Origin of the sequence: Nitrospirillum guanabarense, from assembly GCF_034653355.1 — a bacterium.
In the GTDB taxonomy this organism is placed as follows: domain Bacteria; phylum Pseudomonadota; class Alphaproteobacteria; order Azospirillales; family Azospirillaceae; genus Nitrospirillum.
Genome location: NZ_JAYEER010000004.1, coordinates 2,548,406 through 2,561,438 on the forward strand (window position 1 = coordinate 2,548,406; position 13,033 = coordinate 2,561,438).

Below are 13,033 nucleotides of genomic sequence, written 5' to 3' on the forward strand. Positions count from 1 at the left end.
GGTCCATTCTTTCAACCGTTGAGCAGAGGGGTGCCGCGTCCCATGTCCACCGAAGATCCCACCTCCGCGCCTAGCGCCGCTCCCGCCGCCTGCCAGACCCGCATCTTCCTGGTGGTGGTGGACGAGACGGAAGAGATGACCGTCGCCCTGCACTACGCCGCCCGGCGCGCCCGCAGCACCGGCGGCCGCGTCGCCCTGATGCACTGCATCGAGCCGGGCGACTTCCAGCACTGGGCGGCGGTGGAGGACCTGATGCGCCAGGAACGGCGGGAGGAGGCGGAGCAGTTGCTGCAGCGCCTGGCCCGCGACGTGGTGGACATCTGCGGCTCCCCCCGGCGATCTATCTGCGCGAGGGCGACACGCGCGACGAGCTGCTGGCCCTGATCGCGGAGGAGCCCACCATCTCCATCCTTGTGCTGGCTGCCGGTACCGGCACCGCCGGGCCCGGCCCCCTCATCACCTATATCGTGGGCAAGATGTCCGGCACGCTGCGCATCCCCATCACCATCGTTCCCGGCTCGCTGAATGACCTTCAGCTGGATTTGATCACCTGAGACGCGGCCGAACCGGCATTCTTGCGTTCGCGATATGGGCGGGTGGCCTGTTTTAAAACTGTGACCGTGATTTTTAAAAGCGGTGATGGCGGTCATTCCGCTTTTGAAAATCCGACCTTTTAAAATCCACCGGCGCTCGCCAATCGCGGGCGCGGCATCGCGTCGCCAAAGGCACTAATTCCGGGTGTTTCCGAGGGTTTTCGCTGCTTGTTTCGCGGCCGTGCCAGTCCCGGCGCGGGGTCGCGCAGACCGGGTCTGTGACGGGACGCCTTGATATTGGCGGACAGTCGCCCCATTTTGGCTAAAATGCTGGTGCAGATACGGCGCGCTGCCGTATTTTAAATCCGCATTTCCGTGTTGTCTTTCAAGGTTTTCCGAATGTTCATCCAGACCGAGGACACCCCCAATCCGGCCACCCTGAAGTTCATTCCGGGTCGGGAGGTGTTGGCGCGGGGAACGGCCGACTTCGCCGACCGGACGGCTGCTGACCGCTCTCCCCTGGCGCAGGCGCTGTTCGATGTCGACGGCGTGGAACGGGTTTTCCTGGGCGGTGATTTCGTCACCGTGACCAAGGGCGGGAGCCAGGATTGGTTCACGCTGAAACCCCAGATCCTGGGTCGGATCATGGAGCATTTCGCCGCCGAACGCCCCGTCCTGCTGGACGAGGCGGAAGATGGCCACAGCGAAGGTGAAGAAGAAGATTCCGAGATCATCTCGCAGATCAAGGAATTGCTGGATACCCGCGTGCGTCCGGCCGTGGCCCAGGATGGTGGCGACATCACCTTCCACGGTTTCGACAAGGGCGTTGTGTATCTGACCATGAAGGGATCGTGCGCCGGCTGCCCCAGCTCGACCGCGACATTGAAGGCCGGCATCGAAAACATGCTGCGTTACTACATTCCTGAGGTTGTCGAAGTCCGCGCCGCCCGCTAGTATGCGCGCCGCCCACCCCCCAACAGGACGGGGGAGGATGGTTTGGTGGGCGGCACCCGATGGGGAATAGGGACCGACAGAGACGCGTCCCCCAGGGGTGTAAGTTGCCGTGCAGCCGTGCCGGCCTGGAGAATGGCCCACATAGTGGCGGGCCCATTGGGTATGGCTGAACGGATTATCCCGGATTTGATTTCCGGCAGCAAAAACGTCCCATGGACGCGTACCCCGATCGCCCTATGTCCCTGACCAGTGGACGCGATCGATGGGGCGGGCGTCTGGACGTTCCTCGGTAACTGTTCGGAGCATTCATTAATGGCGAAGGTCGACACTGCGGGGATTCCCGCGCAGCGCTGGCTGGCTATTGGTTCCGTGCTCGTGATGGTTTTCGCGGTATTCCCGTTGACCCTCGCTGAGCTGGCGTCCGGAAGCGGTCCGCTTCTGGCACCCACCGGTTTCATCATTCCCGTGACCCGCCCGGCCGCCCCGGCCGTGGTCCAGGTGCAACAGCCTGTGACCGTCCAGCCCAAGCTGGACGCGCAGAACCTGCTGGCCCTGTTCAAGGAAAAGAATTTCACGCTGGACGAGGTGCGCACCGGCGAGCGCCCCGTGCCCCGCATCGTGCTGGCGGGCCTGCCCCGCGACCTGGGCAAGATGGACAGCGTGGACGACCGCAAGCAGATCTTCGTGAACACCATGCTGCCCCTGGTGCTGCTGGTGAATGAGGAGATCGAGCGGGATCGCGCCCGCCTGATGGCGCTCCGCGACAGCATGAAGGGCGTGCCGGCCGCCGCCGCCGCCAAGGCGATGCCCGCCGCCAGTGCCAACGCCCCCACGGGTGGCACGGTGGTGACGGCCGCTGTCCGCACCCCGGCGCCGGGCGTCACACCCCCGGGTGCCACCGACGCGGCCCCGGCCGTCATGCCCACCCCCGGCGCCGCCATGTCGCCGCTGGACCAGGTGTGGGTGGCCCGCCTGGCCGCGCGCTACGGCATGGATCCCGCCCGCAAGATCGACCTGGACGCCCTGCTGCGCCGGGTGGACGTGGTGCCGGTGTCCATGGCGCTGGCCCAGGCGGCGGAGGAAAGCGGCTGGGGCACCTCCCGCTTCGCCCAGCACGGCAACGCCCTGTTCGGCCAATTAACCTGGTCGGAGGAGGAGAAGGAGGGCATCACCCCCCGTAACCGCCACCCGGGCGACACTTCGCGCTTCCGCAAGTTCGAGGACCTGCTGGAATGCGTGCGTGTCTACATGCAGAACCTGAACACCCACGACGCCTACGCCCAGTTCCGTGCCACCCGCGCCACCTTGCGCCGGCAGGGCAAGCCGCTGGACACCATGTTGCTGCTGAATACGCTGGACAAGTATTCCGAGCTGGGTCCGGTCTATGTGAAGGCCGTGCGCTCCCTCATCCGCACCAACAACCTGCGCGATTTCGACCAGGCGGTTCTGCATAACGAGCCGCAGCAGATCGTGGTGCAGGTCAAGCGGGCCAGCTGATCGGCCCCTTCGCCAGTCCATTTATACGGGACCGCCCGCCCTCTTGACGGTTTCTTGATTTTCCGGGCGCCGCAACCTCGGCAGTCTTGCGGCGCCCCGGACCCACCGGCATGCTCCGGGGCGCCCCCGGACAATCAGAGGCAGGAGCCCGATCCCATGAGTGAACCCTTGACCGAGGCAGGCAAGGACCTGCTGTTCCGCACCGCGCGCACCCAGAACGGCTGGATCGACAAACCCGTGCCCGAGGCGCTGCTGCGCGAACTCTATGACCTGTTCAAGTTCGGCCCCACCAGCGCCAACTGCAGCCCCGCCCGCGTCGTCTTCGTGACCTCGGCCGAGGGCAAGGAACGGCTGAAGCCCGCGCTGTCCGGCAACAACACGGAAAAGACGATGACGGCGCCGGTCACCGCCATCATCGGCTATGACCTGGCGTTCTATGATCAGTTGCCCCGCCTGTTTCCCCACGCCGATGCCCGGTCCTGGTTCACGAGCAGCGAGGAACTGGCCCGCACCACGGCCTTCCGCAACGGCACCCTGCAGGGCGCCTACCTCATGCTGGCCGCCCGCTCCCTGGGCCTGGACTGCGGCCCCATGTCCGGCTTCGACAACGCCAAGGTCGACGCCGCCTTCTTCCCCGACAGCACGGTGAAGTCCAACTTCCTGTGCAACCTGGGCTACGGCGATCCCGCCAAGGTCTTCCCCCGGCTGCCGCGCCTGGAGTTCGAGGAAGCCTGCAGCATCGCCTGATGTTCCCCCGGCCGCCGGGCGCCGTCCGGCGGTGTGGCTCATGCGGGGCGGCCTGGGCTTCGCGGCTCAGGCCGTCAGCCTGGGCCCCAGGGCGCCGTCGTCCACCAGCGGGTGGAGGTGGGCGTCGGGCAGCTGGTAGTGCCACCATTCCGACGCGTAATGCGTCCATCCCGACACGGCCATGATGCCCAGCAACAGGGCGCGGTTGCGCTGCACCGGCGCCGGCACGGTGTCGTCGCCGTGATGGGCGCGGGGGCTCATATCGTCGAAGTCGGTGCCCATGTCCAGCGGCGTGCCGTCGCCCTCCGCCAGGGTCAGATCCACCGCCACGCCGCGCGTGTGGTTGGACCCTTCGCGCGGGTCCGCGATGAACACCGGGTCGGGCAGGGCGCGCCACAGCGCCCACTGCGCCTGCGGCGGGCGATAGGCGTCGAAGATGCGCAGGCGCAGGCCTAGCATGCCCGCGCGGACGATGGCCCGCGCCAGGCAGGCGGCGGCGATGGGATGCAGCAGGCACGCTGGCCGGGCGTACAGGGGGCTTCCCGTCAGGTTGTCGGCCGTGGCATAGCGAAGGTCGAGATCGACATCGAACCCCATCCCCGGGGCGATGGTCACGAAACGCGGCTGGCCGGTGGGCGCCATGGTCGCTTGCTGCCTTCTCTTTGGGAATGTTTCAGGGAAACCGTCACATGGGCCAATCCGATACGCTGACGCCGGCCGATATCCCCGTGACAGGATCCACGATAGCACTGGGCATCGACACCGCCACCAGCGTCTGCGCCGTGGCGCTGTGGCGGGTGGACTTGGCCACCGGCCTGTCGACCGCGCTGGCCGCGAAAGCGGAGGCGCTGGTGCGCGGCCAGGCGGAACGCCTCTTGCCCCTGGTGGACGAGGTGTTGACCAAGGCCGGGCTGGATTACGCCGCGGTCGACCGCTACGGCGTCACCATCGGCCCTGGCGCCTTCACCGGACTGCGCGTGGGCTTGGCGGCGGCGCGCGGCCTGGCGCTGGCCTCCGGTCGGCCGCTGATGGGCATCACCGGCCTGCAGGCCTTCGCCCATGCCGCTGTCCATGGACTTGGCGGCACCGTGCCGCCCGGCCGGCCCCTGCTGGTGGCCATCGACAGCCGGCGTGAGGATTTCTACCTGCAGGCCTTCGACGCCGCCGGCATGGCCCGGTCGCAGCCCCAGGCCGTGATGCCATCCGACGTGCCGTCCTTCGCCACCCGCCTGACGGGCGCCCCCCTGCTGCTGGGTGACGCGGCACCGGCGGTGGCGACCGTGCTGGCCACCGCCGGGTGTGACCATTCGGTGGCCGCGCTCTCCGCCGAGGGACCGGCGCTGGCGGTGGCGCGCATGACGGCGATGGCCGTCCCCGCCGTGGTGGAGGCCCATCCGGCCAATCCCCTCTACATCCGGGCGCCGGATGTCACCGTCGCCCCCGGGACGGCCCCCTGATGACGGCGGCCTGGCGGATCCGCCCCGCGCTGGCGGTGGAGGTCGAGGTGCTGGCGGCGGTGCACGCCCTGTGCTTCGCCGATCCCGAGGTGGCCGGGCCCGCCTGGTCGGCCCAGGCCATCGCCGATCTCATGAACCTGCCGGGTGTGGCCGCCCTGATCGCCCAGGATGAGCACGAGCCCTTGGGCATGGCGCTCATCCGCACGGTGGTGGACGAAGCGGAAATCCTGACCATCGGCGTCACTCCCGCCGCCCGGGAGCGGGGCCTGGGCGCCGCCCTGACCCAGGCTTGCGCCGACACGGCCGCCGCTGACGGCGCCGCCGCGCTTTATTTGGAAGTGGCGGAGACCAACACCCCGGCCCGCCGTCTTTACGCCGCCACCGGCTTCGAGCCTGTGGGCCGCCGGGCGAATTACTACCACCTTGGCGGCCAGCCGGTGGCCGCCCTGCTGCTGCGCCGCGCCCTGGACGCAAGAGTCCACGGGTAAAGCCGCCGGCCCTGCGGGAGAAACAAAATAAGCGGGTGGAATTCACTTTGTTACACGTATGCGGTGTACGCCTTCCGGCCGATCAATCCGCTCCGGCCCACGCATCTCCACTGTATAACCATGCTCGGTCAATGACCTGGGAACGTTCTGAAGCGGCTCGCCGCTGTTGAGCCGAATTTCCAGCGTTTCCCCGGGCCTCAGCTTTTCCACCGCAAGCTTGGCTCTCACAAAGGTAATAGGGCAAACCTGTGTCGTTATATCCAAAAGACTGGGTATAGGCGTCTCGGTTATCAATCTGTCCTCACGCGATGGACTTGAACGTTATTGCCATGCCTATGGTTTAGACTTATACAAGTCAGGTACTGCATCCTTGGAGTAAGGAAAATGACCGGTCCGTCCGCGGCGAGTGAGTTGTTATCCCTGACCACGGAAATTGTTTCCGCCCACGTCTCCAATAATACAGTCCCTCCGGCCGACCTGACGGCGCTGATCGAACAGGTCTACAAGACCTTGACCAACATCGGCCAGGATCAGCCGGTGGCGGTGGAGAAGCCCCAGCCCGCGGTTCCGATCAAGCGGTCGGTCACGCCTGAATACATTGTGTGCCTTGAGGATGGAAAAAAGCTGAAAATGCTGAAGCGCCACCTCAAGACGGCCTACAACATGACGCCCGAGGAATACCGCGAGAAGTGGTCCCTGCCGACGGATTACCCCATGGTGGCCCCGAACTACGCCAAGCAGCGCTCGCGCCTGGCCAAGGAAATCGGCCTGGGCACCCGGGCGCGCGGCGACGCCTGACACCGCCCGCACCCCCGGCTTGGCGTGCCCGCCGGGACAGACCGCCCGGCCCGGCGGCCGCATGGTAGGGCTGCGCCGGTGCTGTCCACTTCCCCGTGGCCTCCGGAATGACATCGCCAACCGCCGCCCGGACGCACGGGGCCGGACGGGGTACGGAACGGCTGACCGGTCACGCCGTTCCGACCCCTTTTTCCAAGCGATGCCGCCATCCGCGGCCGCCCCCGCCATCGGTTCCAGGCGTGCCGGAAAGGCCCCACCGCGACCCGGGCGCGCGGCGTTTCCGCAGCTTTGGCGAAACCGTGGCGATTGTTTCTTCGACCTAACAGACGCGTGAATCTTTCGTGACCCGGTGGGGTTCCCCCGCATGAGTCGGTTGACCGCCCCGCGTCGCTTTGTGGTATGCCAATGTCGGAAGCGTCCTCCCGGGGGGTCGTAAGCCCGGCTTCGAACAGGCCAGGACTTCGAACGGGAGCGCGTCACGCAAATCGCGACCGCCTCTGGCGCCGCTCAAGGACCGCGAACGAGAGCATGGCTGACATCACGATCGACGCTCTGACCTCTGGCGACCTTCGCATGGGGAGCCTGGAGGTCCGCCTCGCCGAGACCAAGGCCGAGGTTGAGGCCGCCCAGGCCATCCGCTACCAGGTCTTTTACGAAGAGATGGAAGCGCATCCGACGCCGGAGATGCTGCGCCTGCACCGCGATTTCGACGACTTCGACGCGCTGTGCGACCACCTGCTGGTCATCGACCATGCCCGGGGCGCCGGCTCCGCCGGCGTGGTGGGCACCTACCGCCTGATCCGCCGCGCCTGCGCCGCCCGCGCCGGCTCCTTCTACTCCAGCGACGAATACGACATTTCGCGGTTGGAGGAGTATCGGGGCGAAATCCTGGAGCTGGGCCGCTCCTGCGTGGATGCCGCCTACCGCAGCCGCCACGCCATGCAGCTGCTGTGGCGGGGCATCGCCGCCTATGTCGCCGTGCACGACATCCACCTGCTGTTCGGGTGCGCCAGCCTGCCGGGGACCGATCCCAAGGCGCTGGCCCTGCCGCTGTCCTACCTGCACTATCACCATCTGGCCCCACCCGCCCTGCGCCCGGTGGCCCTGCCGCACCGCTATGTCGACATGCGCCTGATGGAAGAGCATGACGTGGATCCGCGCCGCGGCCTGGCCATGGTGCCGCCGCTGATCAAGGGCTATCTGCGCCTGGGTGGTTTCGTGGGGGATGGCGCCGTGGTCGACCATCAGTTCAACACCACCGACGTTTCCATCGTGGTGAAGACCGACATGATCACCGACAAGTACCTGCGCCATTACGAGCGGCGCGGCTCGGCCCTGATCTGATCCTGTCCGCTTCCCCAGCATCCGCAACCTCGTCCGGAGGAGGGCATACCATGGCGATCGGCTCCACCCGTGCCGGTTTCCTGCGCTTGGCCCTCTACATGGCGTGGACCTTCCTGTGCATTCCGGTGCAGGCGGCCCTGGTGTCGCTGAACCTGCCGGGGCAGGCGCGCTTTCCCCGTTTCTACCATCGTGTCTGCTGCCGGCTGATGCTGGCGCTGGACGTCGATGTGGTGGGTGAGCCGTCGGTGGGTCGGCCGACGCTGTTCGTCTCCAACCATTCCTCCTACCTGGACATCCCGGTCCTGGGCTCCCTCGTCAACTGCTCCTTCGTGGCGAAGTCCGAGGTGGGCTTGTGGCCGCTGTTCGGCCTGCTGGCCAAGCTGCAGCGTACCGTCTTCGTCAACCGCGCCAACAAGCGCGAGGCCGGGAAGCAGCGCGATGACATGGCGGGCCGCCTGATCGGGGGACAGCCTGGTGCTGTTCCCCGAGGGCACCAGCAGCGACGGCAACCGCGTCCTGCCATTCAAGACCGCCCTGTTCGCCGTGGCCAACACCCAGGTGGACGGCCACCCGGTGGCGGTGCAGCCGGTCAGCGTGACCTGCACCCACCTGGACGACCTGCCGCTGGGTCATGAACTGCGCCCCTTGTACGCCTGGTATGGCGACATGGAACTGCCGCCCCACCTGTGGCAGATGATCGGCGCTGGCCGCCTGCGCATCCGCGTGGAATTCCACCCCGTGGTGTCGCTGGAGGACTTCTCATCCCGCAAGGCGCTGGCCGACCATTGCTGGCAGGTGGTGGCCGCCGGCGTGGACCGCGCCGTGTCCGGCCGCTGGTCGCGTGCCCCGGCGCCCGCCCGGCCATCATCGTCCGCCCCTCCGGCCGTCACGGGGGGCATCACGCCGGAAGCGGCGGCGGGGGCGGCCTGATCACCGTCATGACGCGCCCCGCCTTGTTCGCCGCCGGGGGCAGCCCTGGCCGAACCCCACCTTGACTACGATCCGTGGCCGCCTAATGTTACGGCCAGCGCGCCAGCCCAAGGCCGGCGCGCCTTTTCCTGTTCGTGCGCTGTCCGCGGCCTGTGATCCGGCGCGGCGAGGAGTTCGGTGTGGCGACGTCGCGTAAGAAGCTGTTCATCAAGACCTACGGCTGCCAGATGAACGTCTATGACAGCGGCCGCATGGCCGACGTCCTGGCGCCGCTGGGCTATGAGCCGGCGGAAGAGGCGGAGGGGGCCGACATGGTCATCCTCAACACCTGCCACATCCGCGAAAAGGCGTCGGAGAAGGTCTACTCCGAACTGGGTCGCCTGCGCCTGCAGCAGCAGGACAAGGCGGCGGCGGGCGAGCGCATGATCATCGCCGTGGCCGGCTGCGTCGCCCAGGCCGAAGGGGCGGAGATCATGGCCCGCGCCCCCCATGTCGACATGGTGTTCGGGCCGCAGACCTATCACCAACTGCCGGAAATGGTGACCCGGGCCGTGCGCGGCGCCGGCGGTGTCATCAACACCGATTTCCCGGTGGAGAGCAAGTTCGACCTGCTGCCCGGCGAGGGCGCCACGCCCCAGGGCCCGTCGGCCTTCGTCTCCGTCCAGGAAGGCTGCGACAAGTTCTGCACCTTCTGCGTCGTGCCCTACACGCGGGGCGCCGAATACTCCCGCTCCGCCGCGCAGATCCTGGAAGAGACGCGGCGCATGGTGGCCAGCGGCACGGTGGAGATCACCCTGCTGGGCCAGAACGTCAACGCCTATCACGGCGAGGGCCCCGACGGCCGCACCTGGGGGCTGGGCCGGCTGATCCGCGAACTGGCGGAGATCGATGGCCTGCGGCGCATCCGCTACACCACCTCCCACCCCCGCGACATGGACGATGACCTGATTGGCGCCCACGGCCAGGTGCCGCAGCTGATGCCCTTCGTCCATCTGCCGGTGCAAAGCGGGTCGGACCGCATCCTGGCGGCCATGAACCGCAAGCACACGGCCGACGACTACCGCCGCATCGTCGATAAGCTGCGCGCCGCCCGCCCGGGCCTGGCGCTCAGCAGCGACTTCATCGTCGGCTTCCCGGGCGAGACGGCGGAGGACTTCGCCGCCACCCTGCGGCTGATCACCGACGTCACCTACGCCAGCGCGTACTCGTTCAAGTACAGCGCCCGCCCCGGCACCCCCGCCGCCGCGATGGCGGAGGGCCGCCTGACCGAGGACGACAAGTCCGCGCGGCTGGAGGCGGTGCAGAACCTGTTGGCCGAGCAGCAGCGCGCCTTCAACGCCGGCCTCCTTGGCACGGTGCAGGAGGTGCTGTTCGATCGCCGGGGCAAGCATGCCGGCCAGCTGCTGGGCCGCAGCCCCCATATGCAGGCCGTGCACGCGTCGGCACCGGACCGTCTTCTGGGCCAGGTGGTGCCGGTGCGTATCACGGCGGCCTCGGCCAGCAGCCTGGGCGGCGAGGTCGTCACCACCGAGAGCGTGCAAGGCGCTGACGGCATCCCGTCTTTCATCGCCCCCGACATCAAGGCCAATCATCAGGAGATGACGGCGTGACCCATGTGTCCGGAACGGACCAGCGTATCGACCTGCAGTTCGATGACAATCGCCTGCTGCCCCTGCTGTTCGGGGAACATGAACAGTATCTGAGCCGTGTGGAGCGCCAGCTGGGGGTCAATCTCATCAGCCGTGGCAACTGCCTGACCATCACCGGGCCCGAGGACGCCGCGGGTGCCGCCCGCGCCGCCCTGGACGCCCTGTGGGAACGGCTGAAGCGCGGCATGACCGTGGGCCCGGCCGAGGTCGACGCGGCCATGCGCATCGCCACCGGTGTGGACGCCGAAAGCCGGGGCCGCGCCCTGGCATCCATCACCCGGCCCGAGGCCGTGCTGAAGACCCGCCGGCGCGACATCACCCCCCGTTCCCCCACCCAGGCCGCCTATCTGAAGGCGCTGGCGGAGAATGAGCTGGTGTTCGGCCTGGGTCCCGCCGGCACGGGCAAGACCTACCTCGCCATGGCGCAGGCCGTGTCGCTGTTGATCACCGGTCGGGTGGACCGCATCGTCCTGTCCCGCCCGGCGGTGGAGGCGGGGGAGAAGCTGGGCTTCCTGCCCGGCGACATGCGCGAGAAGGTGGACCCCTACCTGCGCCCGCTGTACGACGCGCTGCACGACATGCTGCCCGCCGAGCAGGTGGCCAAGCGCCTGGCGTCGGGCGAGATCGAGGTGGCGCCCCTGGCCTTCATGCGCGGCCGCACCTTGGCCAATGCCTTCGTCGTGCTGGATGAGGCGCAGAACACCACCCCCATGCAGATGAAGATGTTCCTGACCCGCCTGGGCGAGGGCAGCCGCATGGCCATCACCGGCGACCTCAGCCAGGTGGATCTGCCGAGCGGCGTGAAGTCGGGCCTGCGCGAGGCGGTGGAGGTGCTGGAGGGCGTGGAGGGGGCGGCCTTCGTCCACTTCTCCGCCGCCGACGTGGTGCGTCACCCCCTGGTGGGCCGTATCGTCGACGCCTATGACCGGGCCGACGCCCGCAGGAAGCGTCTGATGGAAAAGGCGAAGGCCCCGGTGGAAGTCGAAGAATGAGCATGGATGCCGCCCGGGCCGACGCCCTGGAGATCATCGTCGAGGTCGAGGCCGGCGAGTGGGAAACCACCATCCCCGGCGTGGCGGATCTGGTCACAGCCGCCGCGCGCAAGGCCCTGGTCCAGGCGCTGGCGGTTGACGCCGGCGCGCTGCCAGAGGGGGAGGGCGAGGTTTCCATCCTCTTGTCCGACAACGCCGCCGTGCGGGTGCTGAACCAGCGGTACCGGGGCAAGGACAAGCCCACCAACGTCCTATCCTTCCCCATGCTGGGGGAGGACGACGACGAGGATGATCTTGGGCTGCCGGAGGGGATGGAACGCCCGCCCTACCTGCTGGGCGACATCATCCTGGCGTATGAAACCTTGATGACGGAGGCGGCGGAACAGAACAAACCCGTCGCCAACCACTTGACCCACCTCGTGATCCATGGCGTGCTTCATTTATTGGGCTATGATCACATTGAGGACGCCGAGGCCGAGACCATGGAACGGCTGGAGACGGTGATCCTGGCGGACATGGGCATCGCCGATCCCTACCGGGACGGTGCCGGCCCCACCCGCGAAGACCCCCAGAGCGAAGAGACCACGCGCTAACCGATGGCCGATCTTTCCGACAGTCGAACGCCCCGTGAAGACGGGGCCGAAGATCACGGGTCCCTGACCCAGCAATTCCGGGGCTGGCTGCGCGCCGCCCTGGGTGGACGCGTGGATCCCACGCTGCGCGACACCATTGAAGAGCTGATCGAGGACAGCGGCTCGGACGAGACGTCCGTGGGCGGCAACGAGCGCACGCTGCTGGCCAACATCCTGAAGCTCCGGGGACGCACCGTGGTCGACATCATGGTGCCGCGGGCCGACATCCTGGGTATCGAGGCCTCAATCAGCCTGCCGGATCTGATCCGCCGCTTTTCCGAGGACGCGCACTCGCGCATGCCGGTCTACCGCGAGACCCTGGACGATGTCATCGGCATGGTCCACATCAAGGACATCCTGGCGGTGGTGGCCGACCAGCGGCCCTTCGACCTGGAATCCATCGTGCGCGAGGTGCAGATCGTGGCGCCCAGCATGCCGGTCCTGGACCTGCTGCTGCACATGCGCCAGGCGCACCAGCATATGGCCCTGGTGGTGGACGAGTTCGGCGGCATCGACGGCCTGGTCACCATCGAGGACCTGGTGGAGGAGATCGTCGGCGAGATCGAGGACGAGCACGATGACGCGGTGCAGCCGCGCATCATGGAACGGCCCGACGGCACCTTGATCGCCGACGCCCGACTGCCGCTGGAGGATTTCGAGGCCCGCGTGGGTCCCGTGCTGGACGACCAGGATCGGGAGGAGGTCGATACCCTGGGCGGCCTGGTCTTCTCGCTGGCGGGGCGCATTCCCCGGCGCGGCGAGACGCTGGTCCATCCCTCGGGCATTGAGTTCGAGGTGGTGGACGCCGACCCCCGCCGCATCAAGCGGCTGCGCGTCCGCAACCTGCCCGCTACCCCTGGCCAGGACCTACCCGCCACGGGTTCCTGAGCGCATGCAGCACCCCCCGTAACCGGAGACCACCCCCATCGTGAGCCTGCCTGACCGTCTGGCCCGCCTCGCCACCCGTATGCGCGGCGGCGGCCGCTGGCGTCGCCTGGGCCTTGCCGCCTTG

General features: G+C 67.8%; 17 protein-coding genes. 15 read left to right on the plus strand and 2 right to left on the minus strand.

Annotated elements, in window-relative coordinates:
• Window positions 1-42 precede the first annotated feature (42 nt).
• The 5 genes from UAA55_RS29970 (at window position 43) to UAA55_RS29990 (ending at window position 3,731) form a co-directional block, all read left to right on the plus strand.
• Window positions 43-384, plus strand: a complete 342-nt coding sequence (locus UAA55_RS29970) for a universal stress protein (RefSeq protein ID WP_322957444.1) — start codon at window positions 43-45, stop codon at window positions 382-384.
• A gap of 29 nt (window positions 385-413) precedes the next feature.
• Window positions 414-554 (plus strand): hypothetical protein, encoded by a 141-nt coding sequence (locus tag UAA55_RS29975; RefSeq protein ID WP_322915496.1) that lies wholly within the window; start codon window positions 414-416, stop codon window positions 552-554.
• A gap of 378 nt (window positions 555-932) precedes the next feature.
• Window positions 933-1,487 (plus strand): NifU family protein, encoded by a 555-nt coding sequence (locus tag UAA55_RS29980; protein ID WP_322957445.1) that lies wholly within the window; start codon window positions 933-935, stop codon window positions 1,485-1,487.
• A gap of 465 nt (window positions 1,488-1,952) precedes the next feature.
• Window positions 1,953-2,984, plus strand: coding sequence for a glucosaminidase domain-containing protein (locus UAA55_RS29985; RefSeq protein ID WP_322957447.1), 1,032 nt, complete (start codon window positions 1,953-1,955; stop codon window positions 2,982-2,984).
• Window positions 2,985-3,140: 156 nt separating this feature from the next.
• On the plus strand, window positions 3,141-3,731 hold the full coding sequence (locus UAA55_RS29990) for a malonic semialdehyde reductase (protein ID WP_322957449.1): 591 nt from the start codon (window positions 3,141-3,143) through the stop codon (window positions 3,729-3,731).
• A 66-nt stretch (window positions 3,732-3,797) separates the two neighbouring features.
• On the opposite strand, the gene ddpX is transcribed toward UAA55_RS29990, so the two are convergent.
• A complete protein-coding gene (gene ddpX, locus UAA55_RS29995; RefSeq protein WP_322957451.1) occupies window positions 3,798-4,373 on the minus strand; it encodes a D-alanyl-D-alanine dipeptidase in 576 nt (191 codons plus the stop codon).
• A 47-nt stretch (window positions 4,374-4,420) separates the two neighbouring features.
• On the opposite strand from ddpX, the gene tsaB reads away from it, so the two are divergent.
• Both tsaB and UAA55_RS30005 read left to right on the plus strand, forming a co-directional pair.
• Window positions 4,421-5,188 (plus strand): tRNA (adenosine(37)-N6)-threonylcarbamoyltransferase complex dimerization subunit type 1 TsaB, encoded by a 768-nt coding sequence (gene tsaB, locus UAA55_RS30000; RefSeq protein ID WP_322957453.1) that lies wholly within the window; start codon window positions 4,421-4,423, stop codon window positions 5,186-5,188.
• On the plus strand, window positions 5,188-5,676 hold the full coding sequence (locus UAA55_RS30005) for a GNAT family N-acetyltransferase (RefSeq protein ID WP_322957455.1): 489 nt from the start codon (window positions 5,188-5,190) through the stop codon (window positions 5,674-5,676). The genes tsaB and UAA55_RS30005 overlap by 1 nt, the downstream gene beginning before the upstream one ends.
• A gap of 42 nt (window positions 5,677-5,718) precedes the next feature.
• Here UAA55_RS30005 and UAA55_RS30010 read toward each other — a convergent pair whose 3' ends face one another.
• Entirely contained in the window at window positions 5,719-5,970 is a 252-nt protein-coding gene (locus tag UAA55_RS30010) for a sulfurtransferase TusA family protein (protein ID WP_322957457.1), read from the minus strand.
• A 90-nt stretch (window positions 5,971-6,060) separates the two neighbouring features.
• Between UAA55_RS30010 and UAA55_RS30015 the strand changes: the two genes are divergently transcribed.
• The 8 genes from UAA55_RS30015 to UAA55_RS30050 all read left to right on the plus strand — a co-directional run bounded on the left by UAA55_RS30015 (window position 6,061) and on the right by UAA55_RS30050 (window position 12,909).
• On the plus strand, window positions 6,061-6,474 hold the full coding sequence (locus tag UAA55_RS30015) for a Ros/MucR family transcriptional regulator (RefSeq protein WP_088870415.1): 414 nt from the start codon (window positions 6,061-6,063) through the stop codon (window positions 6,472-6,474).
• Window positions 6,475-7,002: 528 nt separating this feature from the next.
• Window positions 7,003-7,818 carry a GNAT family N-acetyltransferase gene (locus tag UAA55_RS30020; protein WP_322957460.1) on the plus strand — a complete coding sequence of 272 codons (816 nt, stop codon included), beginning with the start codon at window positions 7,003-7,005 and terminating at the stop codon, window positions 7,816-7,818.
• Between the two features lie 50 nt (window positions 7,819-7,868).
• On the plus strand, window positions 7,869-8,453 hold the full coding sequence (locus UAA55_RS30025) for a lysophospholipid acyltransferase family protein (RefSeq protein ID WP_322957462.1): 585 nt from the start codon (window positions 7,869-7,871) through the stop codon (window positions 8,451-8,453).
• Window positions 8,335-8,748, plus strand: coding sequence for a hypothetical protein (locus UAA55_RS30030; RefSeq protein WP_322957797.1), 414 nt, complete (start codon window positions 8,335-8,337; stop codon window positions 8,746-8,748). The genes UAA55_RS30025 and UAA55_RS30030 overlap by 119 nt, the downstream gene beginning before the upstream one ends.
• 179 nt (window positions 8,749-8,927) lie before the next feature.
• Window positions 8,928-10,358 carry a tRNA (N6-isopentenyl adenosine(37)-C2)-methylthiotransferase MiaB gene (gene miaB, locus UAA55_RS30035; RefSeq protein WP_322957464.1) on the plus strand — a complete coding sequence of 477 codons (1,431 nt, stop codon included), beginning with the start codon at window positions 8,928-8,930 and terminating at the stop codon, window positions 10,356-10,358.
• Window positions 10,359-10,363: 5 nt separating this feature from the next.
• Window positions 10,364-11,389, plus strand: a complete 1,026-nt coding sequence (locus tag UAA55_RS30040) for a PhoH family protein (protein WP_322957798.1) — start codon at window positions 10,364-10,366, stop codon at window positions 11,387-11,389.
• Entirely contained in the window at window positions 11,386-11,982 is a 597-nt protein-coding gene (ybeY, locus tag UAA55_RS30045) for an rRNA maturation RNase YbeY (protein ID WP_322957465.1), read from the plus strand. The genes UAA55_RS30040 and ybeY overlap by 4 nt, the downstream gene beginning before the upstream one ends.
• 3 nt (window positions 11,983-11,985) lie before the next feature.
• Window positions 11,986-12,909: a hemolysin family protein gene (locus UAA55_RS30050; protein ID WP_322957467.1), complete on the plus strand. Its 924-nt coding sequence runs from the start codon at window positions 11,986-11,988 to the stop codon at window positions 12,907-12,909.
• Window positions 12,910-13,033 lie beyond the last annotated feature (124 nt).

Bases quoted from the DNA above. Each gene is read 5' to 3' on its own strand.
- UAA55_RS30050 (WP_322957467.1), top strand. From the start codon at position 11,986: ATGGCCGATCTTTCCGACAGTCGAACGCCCCGTGAAGACGGGGCCGAA.
- tsaB (WP_322957453.1), top strand. From the start codon at position 4,421: ATGGGCCAATCCGATACGCTGACGCCGGCCGATATCCCCGTGACAGGA.
- UAA55_RS29970 (WP_322957444.1), top strand. From the start codon at position 43: ATGTCCACCGAAGATCCCACCTCCGCGCCTAGCGCCGCTCCCGCCGCC.
- ybeY (WP_322957465.1), top strand. From the start codon at position 11,386: ATGAGCATGGATGCCGCCCGGGCCGACGCCCTGGAGATCATCGTCGAG.
- UAA55_RS30020 (WP_322957460.1), top strand. From the start codon at position 7,003: ATGGCTGACATCACGATCGACGCTCTGACCTCTGGCGACCTTCGCATG.
- UAA55_RS29990 (WP_322957449.1), top strand. From the start codon at position 3,141: ATGAGTGAACCCTTGACCGAGGCAGGCAAGGACCTGCTGTTCCGCACC.
- UAA55_RS29980 (WP_322957445.1), top strand. From the start codon at position 933: ATGTTCATCCAGACCGAGGACACCCCCAATCCGGCCACCCTGAAGTTC.
- UAA55_RS30015 (WP_088870415.1), top strand. From the start codon at position 6,061: ATGACCGGTCCGTCCGCGGCGAGTGAGTTGTTATCCCTGACCACGGAA.
- UAA55_RS30005 (WP_322957455.1), top strand. From the start codon at position 5,188: ATGACGGCGGCCTGGCGGATCCGCCCCGCGCTGGCGGTGGAGGTCGAG.
- UAA55_RS30025 (WP_322957462.1), top strand. From the start codon at position 7,869: ATGGCGATCGGCTCCACCCGTGCCGGTTTCCTGCGCTTGGCCCTCTAC.
- ddpX (WP_322957451.1), bottom strand. From the start codon at position 4,373: ATGGCGCCCACCGGCCAGCCGCGTTTCGTGACCATCGCCCCGGGGATG.